Here is a 14,719-nt window from a genome sequence, read left to right as displayed (position 1 = left end):
CCGGGCACCCTTCGGGTCAGCGCTGGGGAACGGGCGCCGCATGTCCGGGCGGGCCCGCCGCCACGGCCGCCGACTTGATCACGTCGACGTCACTCGCCCGGACATAGGCGAGCCGGTGGCCGAGCTGGATCTCGTAGTACTCCTCCTGGCCCTGCACCACCGGGGACGGGGAGTCGTCGGAGGAAGGTTTCTCCAGGTAGGAACCGAGGACGCGGGACTGCGTCACGTACCGCTGGCCCGCGCGGATGGTGTACGGGAGCGGTGACTCCTCGGGCTGTTCGTCCGTCCCCTCCGGATAGGCGTCCTCCTCCGGCAGGGCGCGGCCGAACGCCTCGATCTCCTTCAGGCCTTCCTTCGGGGTCACCATCCGGCCGCTCGCACCGACCGCCGTCGGGTGGTCCTTCGGGTTCCTGAACCAGGCCTTGTGCCCCTGGAACCAGATCGCCGTCCAGTCGCCGCTACGGTCGGCCACCGCGAAGGTCTGGCCCGTGGAGACCCGCGACCCCAGGTCGTTGACGTCCACGGTGGAGTCCTGGCCGTCGGGGTGTCGGCCCGGATCCTGGATCAGCGGAGCGTTGTCGTCCGGATCGGTGTGCAGGCGGACCGCGCTCGAGCCGTGCGGCGCACACTTCACACCGCTCTTGGTGCAGCCGGTGAACCGCGGACTGTAGGTGGGGTAGTCCGGCAGGATCATCACGACATCGCTGTCCGACCCGGCCGTCGCCTTCAGCGGCGCGCCCAGCAGGTCGAAGTAGTGCCGCCAGTCCCAGAAGGGGCCCGGGTCGTCATGCATGTCCGGGATCGAGTCCGCGGTCGGGGCCGGCACGTTGTCATGGCCGAAGATGTGCTGCCGGTCGAGCGGAACTCCGTACTTCTTCGCCAGGTACTTCACCAGCCGGGCCGAGGACCGGTACATCGTCTCCGTGTACCAGGCGTCGGGATGCCGCAGGAATCCCTCGTGCTCGACCCCGATCGAGCGGGCGTTCACGAACTGGCTGCCGGAGTGCCAGGCCGCGTCCTTGATCTTGACGTGCTGGGTGATGTGGCCGTCCCGGGAGCGGATGGAGTAGTGCCACGACGCCTCCTCCGGATCCTGGATCGTCTGCAGCATCGACGCCAGCGGCGCCTCGGTGTCGTGGATGACGATGTAGTCGATCCGCTGGTCCTTGGGCCGGTCGGCCAGCTGATGGTTGCCGTACTCGTCGTCGTCGATCTCGACGTACGGCGCGCTGAGCCAGGAGCAGGACAGCTCCGGCGGGCAGTCGACCTCCTTGGGGTGCGGCGCGCCCGTGGTGGCGGGGCGGTGCGGGCGGACACGGGGGCTCGCCACGAGGGTGACGCGCTGCCCCTCGTCGGTGATGCGGTGCGCGCCCCGGCGGATCACGTCGAAGACGTCATCGGCATAGGTCTCCGCCGAGGCCCGGTCGGCGGCGCCCGGGAAGGCGGCCACGGTCTCCCACCAGTCCGCCGGATTGAGGCTGAGCGGCTTGCCGAGCTGTCGCTGGGTCGCCGCGAGGAGGGCCGCGCCGCCGCGCACGTTGGCCGCGTCGTCCGTCCGCAGCTCTTCGGCCGGAAGCCCGGTCAGACGTGCGGCCCGTCGCAGGTCCGCCGCTCGGTTCGGCATGCCCGGGACGGACGGCCCCGCCGACCCCGCGCGCGCCTGTCCCTTCTTGGGCTGCGGCGTCTGCTGGGGCTGGGGCGCGTCCACCAGGTGCATCGGACCGTAACCGCCGACGACGCTCGGCGCGCCCTGGTGTGAGTCCCACCTCGACTGCAGGTAGGACACGCCCATGAGCACGCTGCGGGGGACGTGGTACTCGTTCGCGGCGGCCTTGTACTCGTCCTGCAGACGTTGGTCGGACGGAGTGACATCCCCCGAGCGGTCGATCAGCAACGGCACCAGGAGCGCCGCCGAAGCGGTCACGCAGATGATCCGCCGGTGCCCGCGTACGGCACTGGAGACGCGGGGGGCGACGCGTTTTTTCATGAAGGTGCCTCCGACGAGGTTCAGCGGGGTGGCCAGGGACAGATGCGACCAGGGCACAGCGGACTGCCCTTCAGGGCAAAGGGGGTTGCCCTTCGCGTCACCCCTTGTACGTTTCCGTGCCTCGCGCGCCGCGTCGCGCCGAGCGTCACCGGCGTGGACCAGCCGTCGGGCACAGGCCACCCGGTCGGCGGCACCCTGCCCGCCCGGTGGCGGGCTCAGTCCTCGACCGGGTCCACCTGCCAGTCGGGGTGTCCCGGCATGGGCGGGGTGTGCGGCCCGTACAGCCAAGGCGTCAGAAAGAGCGTCAGATCCTCGCCGGCCACGCGGGACGCGAGCCTGACGAAGTCCGCGGTGCCGGCGGCCCGGCCCCGGTACGTCGTCACCCAGGAGCGTTCGATCCGGTCGAAGGTGTCCTCGCCCACCTTCTCCCGCAGCGCGTAGAGCACCAGCGCCGAGCCGTCGTAGCGCATCTGCCGGAACAGGGTGGACGCGGTCGGCTCGGCGGGTGCGCCGTCGTCGTGCCGCCACTGGTCGTGCTGTTCGTAGGCGACGCGCATCATGCCCTCCAGGTCGATGCCGCCGTGGGTGTCGGAGTAGAGCAGCTCGTAGAAACGGGCGTGTCCCTCGCTCAGCCACAGGTCGGACCACCGCCGGATCGCGACGCTGTCGCCGGTCCAGTGGTGGGCGAGCTCGTGCACGAGGTTGCGCTCGGCGCCGACCTGATCCCCCGACAGATCGGCGCTCGGCACGACGGACAGCGACTGGGTCTCCAGGGCCACCGCCAGGTCGGTGTCCCCGACCAGCACGCCGTAGCGGCGGAAGGGATAGGGGCCGAGCCGCTGTTCGAGCCAGGCCAGATGTCCGGGGGTGAGAGCGCGGTACGCCTCGGTGTCCGCGACCAGGTCCTCGGGGACCACGTCCCGGACGGGCAGCCCGCGCGGCCCCTCGCCGTCCACGACGGAGAACCTCCCGACGGCCATCTGGACCAGCTGGGCCGCGACCGGTTCCTCGGAGTCGTAGGTCCACCGGATCCGTCCGTCGGGTTGCCGTACGTGCCCGACGAGCCGGCCGTTGGCCACCGCGGTCAGCCCCAGCGGGGTGGTGATCCGGAAGGTGAACGGTGCCCGCACGCTGGGGTGGTCGTCGGCCGGGAAGACCATCCTGGCGCCGTCGGGCTGGAGCGACAGCAGGGTGCCGTCGGCCGTGGGGACCCAGCCGTAGTCCTGGATCGCGTCGTCACGGTGGCGCCGCTGCGTCGGGTCGGCGGTGTAGGCGACCCGGACGGTGAACGCACCGCCGCGGGCGATCGGCTTCGCCGGGGTGACGACCAGCTCGTCGCCGTCGCGCACGGCCTTCGCCGGTGCGCCGTCGACGGTGACCGCGTGCAGCGTGTTGCCCGCGAAGTCGAGGTCGAAGCGGGACAGGGCCTGGGTGGCGGTGGCGCGGACGGTGGTGGTCGCGGCGAAGGGCGTGCGGGGCGCGCGCCAGTCGAAGTCGAGGGTGTAGCGGCGGACCGTGTAGCCGCCGTTGCCGTCGAGCGGCGCGAGCGGGTCGCCGAGACCGCGGGCACCGGGGGACGGGACCTCTCCGGGGGAGCCGGGGGAGGCGCCCGGGGCGGGGTGTCCGGCGCGGTACGGCGCGCGGTGCTCCCCGTCGGGCAGGACGACGAGGACGGCGGCACCCGCGAAGCCGACGGCACCGGCCAGGGCGAGGGCCGCACGGCGGGTACGGATGCCGCGCCGGATGCCGACAGTCGTGAAGTCCATGGCGGCACTATGTCACTAAGAGATCATTTATGCGCTAAATCCGCTAATTCCGACATGAGCACCTATCACTTGGTATAAAGATCACATCAAGGTGTGGTCATCCCCTCCGATCGGACCATGCGACCGCGCCCGTTGTCCGAGATCGGGCCCTCGAAGGAGAGGCATGCGGCCGTTCAGAATCGCGGCATCCCGACAGGTGCCGATTCCCATGCCGCGTCGGCCCGTCCAACCGGAGGGCACCCAGGCGCGCTGGTACGGGCCCTTGTCGGTCTGCGTGGATCTGGCCGGCGCGGCGCTGCCCGTCGCGGCCGCGATCGTGGAGGTCCGCGAGCCCCACCCGCTGCGGCTGGCGGCCGTAGCCGCCGTGCTGTGGCCGCTGATCAGAGTGGCCGGCAAGCGCTACACGCTCGCTGCCTGGGGTGACGGGGGCTGCCTGCGGACCGTCGTCAGGGACTGGCTGGTGCTGGTCGGCGCCCTGGCGACGCTGCGTGTGCTGTGCGGACTGGGCAGCGTGCCTGCCGGGGCCTTCACGGCACTGATCCCCGCACTCGTCCTCACCGCGGCCTGCCAGAAGGTGATTCACCGTCATCTGCGGGCCGCCCGCCGCAGGGGCCGCGCACTGCGCCACGTCCTGGTGATCGGCGAGGGCCCGACGGTCGACGCGGTGGTCGAACAGCTCGCCCAGCGCACCGACCACGAATACGTGATCGTCGGGACCTGTCCGGTCGGGGAGGACGAGGTGCTCTCCGGCGTCCCCGTGGACCTGCGGCTGCCCTGCGCGGCGCCCGAGACCCCGGAGCAGGACGCCGAGGTGGTGCTCGGGGCGGCCGACAGGCTCTCGGCCGACCTGGTCTTCGTGGTGCCGGGCCCGCACATGTCGGGCGAGCGGCTGCGCCGGCTGTCCTGGGCGCTGCACGACCGGGGATGTGCGCTCGCCGTGCTCCCCGGCATCGTCGACGTCACCCGCCGACGGGTCCGGATCACCTCCGCGGCCGGACTCACCATGCTGCACATCGTGCCGCCGCTGCGCCGGGGCACTCCGACGCTGCTCAAGTCCGTCGTGGACCGCGTGGGCGCCCTGCTGCTGATCGTCGTGCTCGCGCCGCTGCTGCTCCTGCTGGTCCTGGCCGTCCGGCTCGGCTCACCCGGACCGGCCTTCTACCGCCAGACGCGGGTGGGCCGGAACAACACGCCGTTCCCCATGTGGAAGTTCCGCACGATGGTGGCCGACGCGGACCGGCTCAAGAGCGAGCTGGAGGCGGCGAACGAGAACGACGGCCACATGTTCAAGATGCGCCGTGACCCCCGGATCACGCCCCTGGGACGCGTCCTGCGCCGCTACTCCCTGGACGAGCTGCCCCAGCTGTTCAACGTCCTCCTCGGCCACATGTCTCTGGTCGGCCCGCGCCCTCCGGTGCCCGAGGAAGTCGTCAAGTACAACCCGGTCGAGATGCGCCGGCTCAGCGTCAAGCCGGGTCTGACGGGGCTGTGGCAGGTGAGCGGACGGTCGGACCTGTCCTGGCACGAGACGGTCGCCCTCGACCTGCGCTACGTCGACAACTGGTCCCTTGCCGTGGACATGAACGTGCTGGCCCGCACCGTACGCGCCGTGCTGAACGGCCAGGGCGCCTACTGATCCGCCATCCGGGCAGGCCTGCCGCCAACACGCCGTGATCGCGGATGACGCGGCTCCCGCGGCAGGAAAGATCGCGACCATGGCCTGAGTCCTCGGGAAGGGACACTGCTCATGGCGCAGACCGTCGTCGCGCGATCCCTGCGCGGCTTCACCGGTGCCGGATACGACAAGGGGCGGCCTCTGCTCGTCCAGGCCGCATGGTTCGCCGCCCTCCATCTGTTCTTCGTCAAGTGGTGGTTCCCGGCCCGCTGGCGGCCCGTGCTGCTGCGCGCCTTCGGGGCCCGGGTCGGAGAGCGGGTGCTGATCCGGCACGGAGTGCGGGTGCACTGGCCGTGGAAGCTGGAGATCGGCGACGACGTGTGGATCGGCGAGGGCGCCTGGATCCTCAACCTGGAACCGGTCACGATCGGCAGCGACTGCTGCGTCTCCCAGAGCGCACTGCTGTGCACGGGCAGCCATCGCCGCCGTTCCGCCACCTTCGAGTTCGACAACGGCCCGATCCGGCTGGAGCCGGGCAGCTGGGTCGCGGCCCGTGCCGTGGTCCTGCGTGGTGTCACCGTCGGCCGGGGCGGCGTGGTGGGCGCGGGTGTCGTGGCCCACCGGGACCTCGCGGCCGGCGCGGTCCTGACGACGAACGGGGTCTGCGCATGAGACTGCTCCACGTGGTCACGCTCGTCAGCGACGACGGTGCCTTCGGCGGTCCGCCGAGCGTGGCCCTCGCCCAGGCGGAGGAGCTGGTCGCACGCGGACACGACGTCACGCTGATCTCGCTGTGGCGGGGCAGCGGCCGGGGACCGGACCGCATCGGCCCCGTCCGGCTCCGCTCCCGTCCGGCCCGTACGCTGCTGCCGGGGCAGGGCTTCATCGGCCTGCTGCATCCCCTGCTCGTACGCGACCTGTGGCGGGCCATGGGCGACGCCGACGTCGTGCACGTACACGCGGGGCGCGATCTGGTCTCCCTGGCCGCGCTCGCCGTCGCCGCCCTGCGCCGCATCCCGTGCGTGGCGCAGACCCACGGCATGGTCGAGCCGCGCACCGCGCTCCCCGTCCGGCTGTTCGACCGGCTGTACCTTCCGCTGCTGCGTCGGACGCGCACCTGTTTCGTCCTGACCGAGCAGGAGCGCCGGCTGGTGGCGGAGGTGCTCGGGCCGGACGGGCCGCCGCTGCGGATCCTGCCCAACGGCATCCGGCCGGGCCCGCCCGAACCGGGTCCCCGGCGGCGCGACCCTCATGTGCTGTTCCTGGCCCGGCTGCATCCGCGCAAGCGCCCGGAGGCCTTCGTGGAGATGGCCGCGCTGGTCCACGAGGAGCTGCCCGAGGCCCGGTTCACGCTGTACGGCCCGGACGACGGATCGCTGCCCGCCGTCCGTCGGCTCATCGCCGACGGGCTGACGGACGTGGTCCGCTACGGCGGGGCGCTCGATCCCGCCGACGCCCGCGAGGCCTACCGGACGGCGGCCGTCCATGTGCTGGCCAGCGTGAACGAGCCGTTCGGCATGACCGTCATCGAGGCGATGGCCGTCGGCACGCCCGTCGTCCTCACCGACACCTGCGGCATCGCCGACGAGCTGGCCCGCCGGGGTGCCGCGGTCGTCACCGACGGCAGCCCCGAGGCCATGGCGGACGCGGTCCGCCGGCTGCTCGGCGACCCGGAGCTCTGTGCCGAACTGGCGGCGGCCGGCCGGCGCGTGGTCGAGGACGTGTACTCCATCGGCGCCGTGGTGGACCGGCTGGAGGAGAACTACCGCGGGAGCGAAGGCGGTTCGGATCGGGCCGACCACACTCGTCGCGAGGCGGAGCCGGCCGCTTCGAGGCCGGCTGTCTGATCGTCGGCCGTCTGATCGCGGTCCGTCTGATCGTCGGCCGTCTGATCGTCGGCCGTGTGATCGTCGGCCGTCTGATCGCGGACCGTGTGATCGTCGGCCGTCTGGTGACGGTCCGTGTGATCGTCGGCCATCTGACCGTCGGCCGTGTGATCGCCGGCCGTCCGGTGACGGTCCGTGTGATCGCGGATCGTCTGATCGTCGGCCATCTGACCGTCGGCCGTCTGATCGCCGGCCGTCTGGTTACGGTCCGTCTGATCGTCGGCCGTCCGATTGCGGGCCCTCCGATCGCCGCCACGGACCGCGCCGCGGATGGACAGCGGCGCGGTCCGTGGCATTCGGCACGTGTACTCACACGGCCGGCTCAGCGGGCCGAGGCGGCGCTCACCCTCCGGAGGATGTCCTCGAAGCGGGAGGCGCAGTCCTCCAGGGCGAACTCGCGCTCGGCCAGGGCCCGGCTCTCCTTGCCCAGCCGTTCGGCGCGGGCCGGGTCGGCCAGGACCCTCCGGACCCAGGAGGCCGCACCGTCCAGCGCGGACTCCTCCGGCGGCAGGACCGCCGACCCGGCCTGATGGAGCAGTTGCGCGGCGAGGTTGTCGGCGGGCATCAGGCCGAGCACGGGTCGCCCGGCACAGAGATACGACAGGGTCTTGGACGGGACCGAGAACTGCCCCGCGTCCGGACCCAGGAGGACCACGAGGACGTCGCCCGTGCCCAGCACCTCGGGCAGTCGCTCGTAGGGCTGGAAGGGCAGCAGGGTCAGTTCGACCCCGCGGGCCGCGGCGGCCTTCCTGAGGAGGGGTACGGCAGGGCCGTCGTTGACGACGACGAGCCGTACCGGATCACCCCCGTCCCGCAGCCGCTCGGCCAGCTGCACCAGCAGCACCGGGTTGTGTTTCAGGCCCAGCGTGCCGGAGTACAGCACCGTCCGCACGTCGTCGAGACGGTGCTCCGTCGACCAGGCGTTGGTCCGTGCCACCGGGACGATCTCGTCCAACGGCGCCCAGTTGGGGATGACGGTGACCTTGTCGGCGGTGCCCCACCGTTCGTGGACCCGTACGAAGGAGTCGGCGATCACGACGACGGCAGAGGCCTGGCGAGCCGACCACTTCTCGCTCGCTCCGAAGACCTTGGCGGCGAGGCCCATCGACTTCGCGACCTGCGCTGCGGCGAAGCTCTTCAACGCGACCGCGGTCACATCCTGATGCCACAGCACCCAGGGGATGCGCAGCCTTCCCAGGACGGCCGCGGTCACGACCAGCACCGGGATCGGCAGGTTGGACAGCAGCACCACGTCGGGCTTCTCGCGCCGTACCTGCCGGGCAAGTTCGAGGCCCAGCCGGGTCTCCTGGTGCAGCCGGTGGAAGTAGGCCTCCTTCCTCAGTCGGGTGGTGTCCCCGATGGTGACGAAGCGGAGGCCGGGGGAGCCGCCGGCCAGGTTGCCCTTGCCGGAGACGTAGGCCGTACACGTCGAGTGGACGACATCATGGCCACGGCGCGCCAACTCCCGGCTCAGCTGGGCCTGGAACGGGTGGCCGCTGTAGTCGTGGACGAGGATCCTCATCGGCTCTTCGTGCCCTCGCACGTGGTCGGGGCTCACTGCTGGGAGCGCTTGACCTGGTCGTAGACCCAGGCGTAGGTCTTCTCCAGACCGTCGGCCAGGGAGATCGACGGTTCCCAGCCGTGGATCTCGCGGATCAAGGTGTTGTCGGAATTGCGGCCGCGCACGCCCTGCGGAGCGTCGAGACGGTAGCTGCGCTCGCAGCGGATGCCCGCGATCTCCTCGACGATGTCGACGAGTTGGTTGATGGTCACCAGCTCCGAGGAGCCGAGGTTGACCGGTACGTCACTGCCCCCGTTCATGATCATCTGGGTGCCGTGCAGGCAGTCGTCGATGTACATGAAGGAACGTGTCTGCAGACCGTCGCCCCAGATCTCGATGTGGTGCTCCCCGGAGAGGACCGCCTCGGCGATCTTCCGGCAGACCGCGGCCGGGGCCTTCTCGCGGCCGCCGTCCCATGTGCCGTGCGGGCCGTACACGTTGTGGTAGCGGGCGACGCGCGAGATGAACCCGTAGTCCTCCGTGAAGTGGCGGCACATGCGCTCGGAGAAGAGCTTCTCCCAGCCGTAGCCGTCCTCCGGCTGCGCCGGATAGGCGTCCTCCTCCCGCAGCGCGGTGACGTTCGGGTCGGTCTGCTTGCCGGCGGCGTAGACGCAGGCGGAGGACGAGTAGAAGTACCGTTCCACGCCGTGCTCGTGCGCGGCCTTCAGCATGTGCGTGCTGGTCAGGACCGACATCATGCAGGCGGCCTTGTTGTTCTCGATGAAGCCCATGCCGCCCATGTCCGCGGCGAGCATGTACACCTGCCGCGCGCCCCGGACGCCCGCGTGCGCGTTCTCCAGGAGCGACAGGTCGCTGATCACGTTCTCCGCGCCGTCGTGGACCTGGTACCACTCCTGCCGGGGCTTGATGTCGATGGAACGGACGGTCAGCCCCTGGTGCAGCAGGGCGCCCACTAGATGGCCGCCGATGAATCCCCCGCCACCGGCAACGACGACGTCCACCTGCTTGCTCATCGGCAACTCCTCTGTCCGGGAATCTGCTGCGATAAGCAATACACATTTGTCACGATTTGGGGTAAATGGCACGCCGCCCCGAATGCCCTCGTCACTCGATGACTGGGCTCGCGCAGGGCTTTGTGGAACTGCGGATTCGCGCGCGCCTGTGCGGAATCGAAAGAAATGGGAGCTATAAAGCTGTTGATGAAGGTTCAGTTGAAATGTCCGAGTGGCGCAGAGGTCGGGACGCGGGACGCCGGCGTCCGCGGCGTGGCTGCGGTCTCGCTCTGGACCGTGGCGCTGATCGTCCTGCTGCCGAGTCTGATCCTCCAGTCGTACGGCTCGCATCTGTCGGCGGCTCTCGCCCTGCAGGCCGTCGTCGTGATGCACACCGGTGTGACGCTCACCCGCGTGCTCACCGCGACCACGGTGCGCCTCGTCGCCCTCGGCTTCTGGGTCTTCGCCTACATCTGGCTCGGCCTGGCGCCCCTGGCCATGCTCGCCACCGACACGTACCCGTGGGCCTACCGGGCCGGTGAAGGCACCGCCCTCGCGGCCGTGGCCGTCATCGAACTCGGGCTCCTCGCCCACACCGCGGGAACGGCCTTCGCCGCCCGCCGGGAGCGCTCGCGCGCGGCCCGTCCGGATGTCACCTCACCCGGAGCGGTGGAACGGCTGCTCTCCCGCCGCCTCGCGCCCTGGCGCCTCATCGCGCTCTGTGCCCTCGCCCTCGTCCTCGCGGTGCTGCTGATCCCTGCGCAACCAGGCGGCCTTGCGGCCTACTTCACGAGCCGTCAGGCCCTGCGCGAAGCCGGCGCCATGGACAACGCGCAGGACGCCTTCGTGATGGCCCTGCGTAACTGGGCACTGTCGGTACCCGCGTTCTGGGCCCTGCTGGGTCTGCTGCACGTACCCCGGCTGCCCGGCGGCGACCGGCTGCTGCGCGGTGTCCGCCGGCTGCTGCTGCCGCTGCTCCTGGCCCTGAACGTCGTCGTCAACAACCCTGTCAGCAAACCGAGGTTCTGGGCCGGTACGGTGCTGCTGACCCTGCTGTTCACCGTGCCCCGCCTGGGCCGGCCCCGTGCCTTCCGCGCCGTCGCGGCCACCCTCATGACGGCCGTGCTGCTCGTCTTCCCCTACAGCGACTACTTCCGCTACAGCGACCGGGAACAGATCGCCGTCGTCTCCCTCGCCGAGCAGTTCACCACCAACGGCGACTACGACGCCTTCCAGCAGGTGCAGACCGGCATCGACTACGCGCGGGAAAAGGGGTTCTCGCCCCAGAGCGCGCTGGGCCCCCCGCTGTTCCTGGTCCCGCGCTCGATGTGGCCGGACAAACCCGAGGACACCGGAATCACCCTGGCCCGGTACGCGGGCTACGACTTCCTCAATCTCTCCGCGCCGTTGTGGATCGAGAGCTATCTGTGGGCCGGCCCGCCCGCGGTGGCCATCGTGTTCTTCGTGCTCGGCGCGGCCGGCCGCCGGATGGACGACGCACGGCACCGCCTCCGCGACCGGCCGGGGACCCTCGCGGCACTGCTGGTCCCGGCCTTCGCCTTCTACCAGATGGTCTTCCTGCGCGGCAGCCTGCTCGGCATCGTGGGCCCGCTGATGCTGCTGATGACCATTCCGCTGCTCATCACCACCCCCACGGCCCGGGCATGCCGATTCCGCTCAGCGGCGATGTCGACCGCACCCACCCTTCACGCATCGATCCCCGGAACAGGAGGGCACTCGTGACCGGCCCCTTCCCCTTCGACGACCGGTACGACGAGCCGGACCAGCTACGCGACCAACTGCGCCGACTCCTGCGCCACCGCGCCGTGATCGCATTGGGGATCGTCCTGGGACTGATCGGCGGAGCGGCCCTGGCGCTGGCCCGCGCCCACACCTACACCTCCACCAGCGAAGTCCTCGTCCGCTCCACCACCGACCCCTTCGGCACGGTCGCCGTGGCCGCGGACAACCAGGTCAGCATGAGCACCGAGCAGCAGATCGCCGCCAGCGCCGCGGTCGCCATCCGCGCGGCGCACGCCCTGGGACAGCCCGTGAGCCATGCGGGCGCGCTCCAGGACCGGCTGCGGGTCACCAACCCGGCCAAGTCCCAGGTGCTCCGCTTCGAGTTCACGGCCAACAGCCCCAGGCGTGCGGCGCGCGGCGCCAACGCCTTCGCCGATGCCTACCTGGCCGACCGCAAGGGCCGTAACGACGCCGCCGTACAGCGGGCCACCCGGGGAGTGGAGCAGCAGATCGTCGCGGTGACCAAGCAGGCGGCCAAGCAGAAGACCGAGGACGGCGAGTCCACGGACTCCGCCGCACAGAGCGAGATCGCCACCCTGCACAAGCGGGTCTCCGACATCAACTCCCGTGACACCACCGGGGGAGACATCGTCCGCAGCGGCGAGGCCCCCACCAAGCCCTCGGGGCCCGGCCTGTCGATCCTGCTCGTGCTCGGACTGGCGAGCGGTCTCGCCCTCGGCGTCCTGCTGGCCTGGCTGCGCTCCGCCCTCGACTCCCGGGTCCGCTCGGCCGACGACGTCCGGGCCGCGCTGCGGGCTCCGGTCCTCGGCATGCTGCCCGCCGAGCGCCGTAGGGACGAGGCCCTGCTGACGGTCGGCCGCACCGGCGGTGACCGCACGGAGGCCTACCGCGCCCTGGCCTACCGACTGCGCCGGACCGGGCTCCCGTCCGGCGCCGGCCGCCTGCTCGTCGTGGCACCCCGACGCGGTGCCGCCACCGGGGAAGTCGCCGTGAACCTGGCCGCGGCCCTCGCCGAGTGCGGCGACGAGGTGCTGCTGGTGGACGCCGACCCCGACACGCCCGGCCTCGCGACCCGACTGCCGCTCGTACCGGACGACGCCCGCACGACCGAGGAGGAGGCCCTGCCCGAGGGGAGCCTCGTCGTCGACGCCGGAACCGCCGGGCGGTTCGTCTGCCGCTCCAGCGGGGCCACCGGCTCGCAGGTCCAGGCGGGCGGGTCCGTCGCGGTCCACCGGGTACTGCCCGGTGCCGATTCCGGTACCGCGGTCGTCGTCACCCGGCCGCTCCTGGAGCACGCCGACGCGCTCGCGGTCGCCCAGCGGGTCGACGGCGTCCTCCTGGTCACCGGCCTCGACACGACTCGGCGGGACGAGCTCAAGCGGGTGTACGAACTGATCGGCTGCTCGGGCGGGAACCTCCTCGGCGCCGTGCTCGACGCCGGCCGTCCGCACGGACGCCTTCGCGGCGCCCTGCGCCGTCGCCCCGGGCGCCGTGCCGTGGTGGAGCCCGCCATCCCGATCGTGGAACTTTCCACGAAGGACGACACGCTCACGGTTTCCCGCGGGTGACCGCCCCCGGAACGACCGCTCCCACCCCTGCCGGGGCCACAGCCCCGAGCGGGGTGGCCGCCGCCGCTCGGGGCGGCTGGTGGGGCGTGGCGGGTTCCGTGGCCAACGCCGTCTTCGCCTTTCTCCTCGTCGGCCTGATCACCCGCGCCGCCGGCGCGCGTGGGGCGGGAGCGGTCTTCACGGGCGTGGCCCTGTTCACCATCCTCAGCAACACCTGCAAGTTGGGCGCCGACACCGCGCTGGTCCGCTTCGTCTCGCGCGACCTCGCCGTCAACGGCGGCCGCTCGGTGGGCGCTCTGCTGCGTGTGGCCGTCGTGCCGGCGGCCGTGGCCAGCACCGCGGCCGCCCTGCCCCTGCTGCTGTTCCCCGCCGTGGCCACCACGTTCCTGCCTCACCTGCAGCCGGCCGACGCGGTCACCCTGGTCCGGCTCTTCGCGGTGTTCCTGCCCGCCGCCACCATCGGACTGGTCCTGCTGGGCGCCACGCAGGGCCACGGCACGGTCGTGCCGTTCGTCGGCGTGGAGCAGGTCGGCAAACCCGTACTGCGCGTGCTGATCGCCGTCCCGGTGGCGTACTACGCGCCCGGGATCCTGTCCCTGGCCGCGGCCTGGCTGCTGCCCGCACTGGCCGGCACCGTGGCCGCCTGGCTGGCCCTGCGCCGATGCCGCGCCGTACACGGTACGGCGCGCCCGGCGGGGTGCGGGGCCGCACCCTGGCACGCCTTCTGGAGCTTCTCGGCACCCCGCGCGGTCTCCTCGATCTTCGACATCAGCGCGGTCTGGGTCGGTGTCATCCTGCTGTCCGCCCTCGCCACCAGCACGGAGGCCGGCGTCTACACCGCCATCGGCCGCGTCGTCACCGCGGGCACCCTTCTCCAACTCGCCGTCCGGCTCGCCGTGGCACCCGAGATCAGCCGACTGCTCTCCGTCGACCAGGTCTGCGAGGCGCGCCACCTGCACCACGTCTCGACCTGCTGGATCGTGCTCTTCTCCTGGCCGCTGTTCGTCCTCGTCGCCGGCTTCCCCCGGACCGTCCTCTCGGTCTTCGGCCCGGAGTTCGTCAGCGGGGCGCCTGCCCTGGTCGTGCTGTGCGTGGCCTCGTTGATCAACGTCGCGGTCGGCAACGCCCAGACCGTGCTCCTCATGGCGGGCAAGAGTTCCTGGCATCTGGCCGTCACCGCCCTGGCGTTCTCGGTGCAACTGGCGGTCGGCGTCCTCGCCGTGCCGGTGTGGGGTGTCCTCGGAGCCGCCGTGTCCTGGGGTGCGGCCATCATCGTGGAGAACCTCTCGGCGGCCCTGCTCATCCGCCTGCGTCTCGGCTTCACGACCGTCGACCGCGGCTACACCGCCGCAGCCGGTGTCGCCCTGGTCGTCTCGGTTGTGCTGGCGGCCGCCCGCATGCTGGGTGGTGACACCCCGTCAGGACTCGCCGTCGGGATGACCTTTGGATTGTGTGTATTCGGTACTACTTTGTGGTGGTATCGAAGGTCGCTGGGAGTGAGCGAGCTAGTCGGAGTGCTGCGCCGTCGCGCCGCATGAGCCCAGGCGGGATCGCACGGTCGGGGGCTCGCGAAGTCCTGCCTCATTCCCCGCGTGCCGCCCACAGCACTGCTATCCGGG

The 14,719-nt window shown here is 71.4% G+C and carries 11 protein-coding genes; 6 read left to right on the top strand and 5 right to left on the bottom strand.

Going from position 1 to position 14,719, the window contains the following annotated elements; translation table 11 throughout:
• Nucleotides 1–16: 16 nt before the first annotated feature.
• Together ACIF83_RS30700 and ACIF83_RS30695 are read right to left on the bottom strand one after the other, a co-directional pair.
• Entirely contained in the window at nucleotides 17–1,987 is a 1,971-nt protein-coding gene (locus ACIF83_RS30700; RefSeq protein WP_399731755.1) for an N-acetylmuramoyl-L-alanine amidase, read from the bottom strand.
• Nucleotides 1,988–2,202: 215 nt separating this feature from the next.
• Nucleotides 2,203–3,753 (bottom strand): M1 family metallopeptidase, encoded by a 1,551-nt coding sequence (locus tag ACIF83_RS30695; RefSeq protein WP_399731752.1) that lies wholly within the window; start codon nucleotides 3,751–3,753, stop codon nucleotides 2,203–2,205.
• Nucleotides 3,754–3,961: 208 nt separating this feature from the next.
• Between ACIF83_RS30695 and ACIF83_RS30690 the strand changes: the two genes are divergently transcribed.
• From ACIF83_RS30690 to ACIF83_RS30680, 3 genes are all read left to right on the top strand, one after another.
• Complete coding sequence (locus ACIF83_RS30690; RefSeq protein ID WP_393484322.1) at nucleotides 3,962–5,389, top strand: sugar transferase; 1,428 nt, start codon at nucleotides 3,962–3,964, stop codon at nucleotides 5,387–5,389.
• A 111-nt stretch (nucleotides 5,390–5,500) separates the two neighbouring features.
• On the top strand, nucleotides 5,501–6,040 hold the full coding sequence (locus ACIF83_RS30685; RefSeq protein ID WP_393484319.1) for a putative colanic acid biosynthesis acetyltransferase: 540 nt from the start codon (nucleotides 5,501–5,503) through the stop codon (nucleotides 6,038–6,040).
• On the top strand, nucleotides 6,037–7,215 hold the full coding sequence (locus tag ACIF83_RS30680) for a glycosyltransferase (RefSeq protein WP_398139600.1): 1,179 nt from the start codon (nucleotides 6,037–6,039) through the stop codon (nucleotides 7,213–7,215). The genes ACIF83_RS30685 and ACIF83_RS30680 overlap by 4 nt, the downstream gene beginning before the upstream one ends.
• Here the strand turns inward: ACIF83_RS30680 and ACIF83_RS30675 are convergent.
• The 3 genes from ACIF83_RS30675 to ACIF83_RS30665 are packed head-to-tail and all read right to left on the bottom strand — an operon-like array spanning nucleotide 7,131 to nucleotide 9,789.
• The gene (locus ACIF83_RS30675; protein ID WP_399731748.1) at nucleotides 7,131–7,550 is read right to left on the bottom strand and encodes a hypothetical protein; all 420 of its coding nucleotides are present in this window, start codon (nucleotides 7,548–7,550) and stop codon (nucleotides 7,131–7,133) included. The genes ACIF83_RS30680 and ACIF83_RS30675 overlap by 85 nt on opposite strands.
• 26 nt (nucleotides 7,551–7,576) lie before the next feature.
• The gene (locus ACIF83_RS30670; RefSeq protein ID WP_399731745.1) at nucleotides 7,577–8,776 is read right to left on the bottom strand and encodes a glycosyltransferase family 4 protein; all 1,200 of its coding nucleotides are present in this window, start codon (nucleotides 8,774–8,776) and stop codon (nucleotides 7,577–7,579) included.
• Nucleotides 8,777–8,808: 32 nt separating this feature from the next.
• Nucleotides 8,809–9,789: an NAD-dependent epimerase/dehydratase family protein gene (locus ACIF83_RS30665; protein WP_393484310.1), complete on the bottom strand. Its 981-nt coding sequence runs from the start codon at nucleotides 9,787–9,789 to the stop codon at nucleotides 8,809–8,811.
• A 252-nt stretch (nucleotides 9,790–10,041) separates the two neighbouring features.
• Between ACIF83_RS30665 and ACIF83_RS30660 the strand changes: the two genes are divergently transcribed.
• From ACIF83_RS30660 to ACIF83_RS30650, 3 genes are read left to right on the top strand one after another with little or no spacing between them, the layout of a single operon-like run.
• Nucleotides 10,042–11,511 carry a hypothetical protein gene (locus tag ACIF83_RS30660; RefSeq protein ID WP_399731742.1) on the top strand — a complete coding sequence of 490 codons (1,470 nt, stop codon included), beginning with the start codon at nucleotides 10,042–10,044 and terminating at the stop codon, nucleotides 11,509–11,511.
• Nucleotides 11,508–13,100: a hypothetical protein gene (locus tag ACIF83_RS30655; RefSeq protein WP_393484304.1), complete on the top strand. Its 1,593-nt coding sequence runs from the start codon at nucleotides 11,508–11,510 to the stop codon at nucleotides 13,098–13,100. The genes ACIF83_RS30660 and ACIF83_RS30655 overlap by 4 nt, the downstream gene beginning before the upstream one ends.
• Complete coding sequence (locus tag ACIF83_RS30650) at nucleotides 13,097–14,638, top strand: lipopolysaccharide biosynthesis protein (RefSeq protein ID WP_399731739.1); 1,542 nt, start codon at nucleotides 13,097–13,099, stop codon at nucleotides 14,636–14,638. Before ACIF83_RS30655 ends, ACIF83_RS30650 begins: the two co-directional genes overlap by 4 nt.
• Nucleotides 14,639–14,719 lie beyond the last annotated feature (81 nt).

Source organism: Streptomyces sp. NPDC085866 (assembly GCF_044541035.1).
GTDB lineage: Bacteria > Actinomycetota > Actinomycetes > Streptomycetales > Streptomycetaceae > Streptomyces.
This window is presented reverse-complemented; position numbering and strand designations above follow the sequence as displayed.

What these genes read in the sequence shown, in the direction of transcription:
- ACIF83_RS30700 (WP_399731755.1), bottom strand. Translation starts at nt 1,987, where the DNA reads ATGAAAAAACGCGTCGCCCCCCGCGTCTCCAGTGCCGTACGCGGGCAC.
- ACIF83_RS30695 (WP_399731752.1), bottom strand. Translation starts at nt 3,753, where the DNA reads ATGGACTTCACGACTGTCGGCATCCGGCGCGGCATCCGTACCCGCCGT.
- ACIF83_RS30690 (WP_393484322.1), top strand. Translation starts at nt 3,962, where the DNA reads ATGCCGCGTCGGCCCGTCCAACCGGAGGGCACCCAGGCGCGCTGGTAC.
- ACIF83_RS30685 (WP_393484319.1), top strand. Translation starts at nt 5,501, where the DNA reads ATGGCGCAGACCGTCGTCGCGCGATCCCTGCGCGGCTTCACCGGTGCC.
- ACIF83_RS30680 (WP_398139600.1), top strand. Translation starts at nt 6,037, where the DNA reads ATGAGACTGCTCCACGTGGTCACGCTCGTCAGCGACGACGGTGCCTTC.
- ACIF83_RS30675 (WP_399731748.1), bottom strand. Translation starts at nt 7,550, where the DNA reads ATGCCACGGACCGCGCCGCTGTCCATCCGCGGCGCGGTCCGTGGCGGC.
- ACIF83_RS30670 (WP_399731745.1), bottom strand. Translation starts at nt 8,776, where the DNA reads ATGAGGATCCTCGTCCACGACTACAGCGGCCACCCGTTCCAGGCCCAG.
- ACIF83_RS30665 (WP_393484310.1), bottom strand. Translation starts at nt 9,789, where the DNA reads ATGAGCAAGCAGGTGGACGTCGTCGTTGCCGGTGGCGGGGGATTCATC.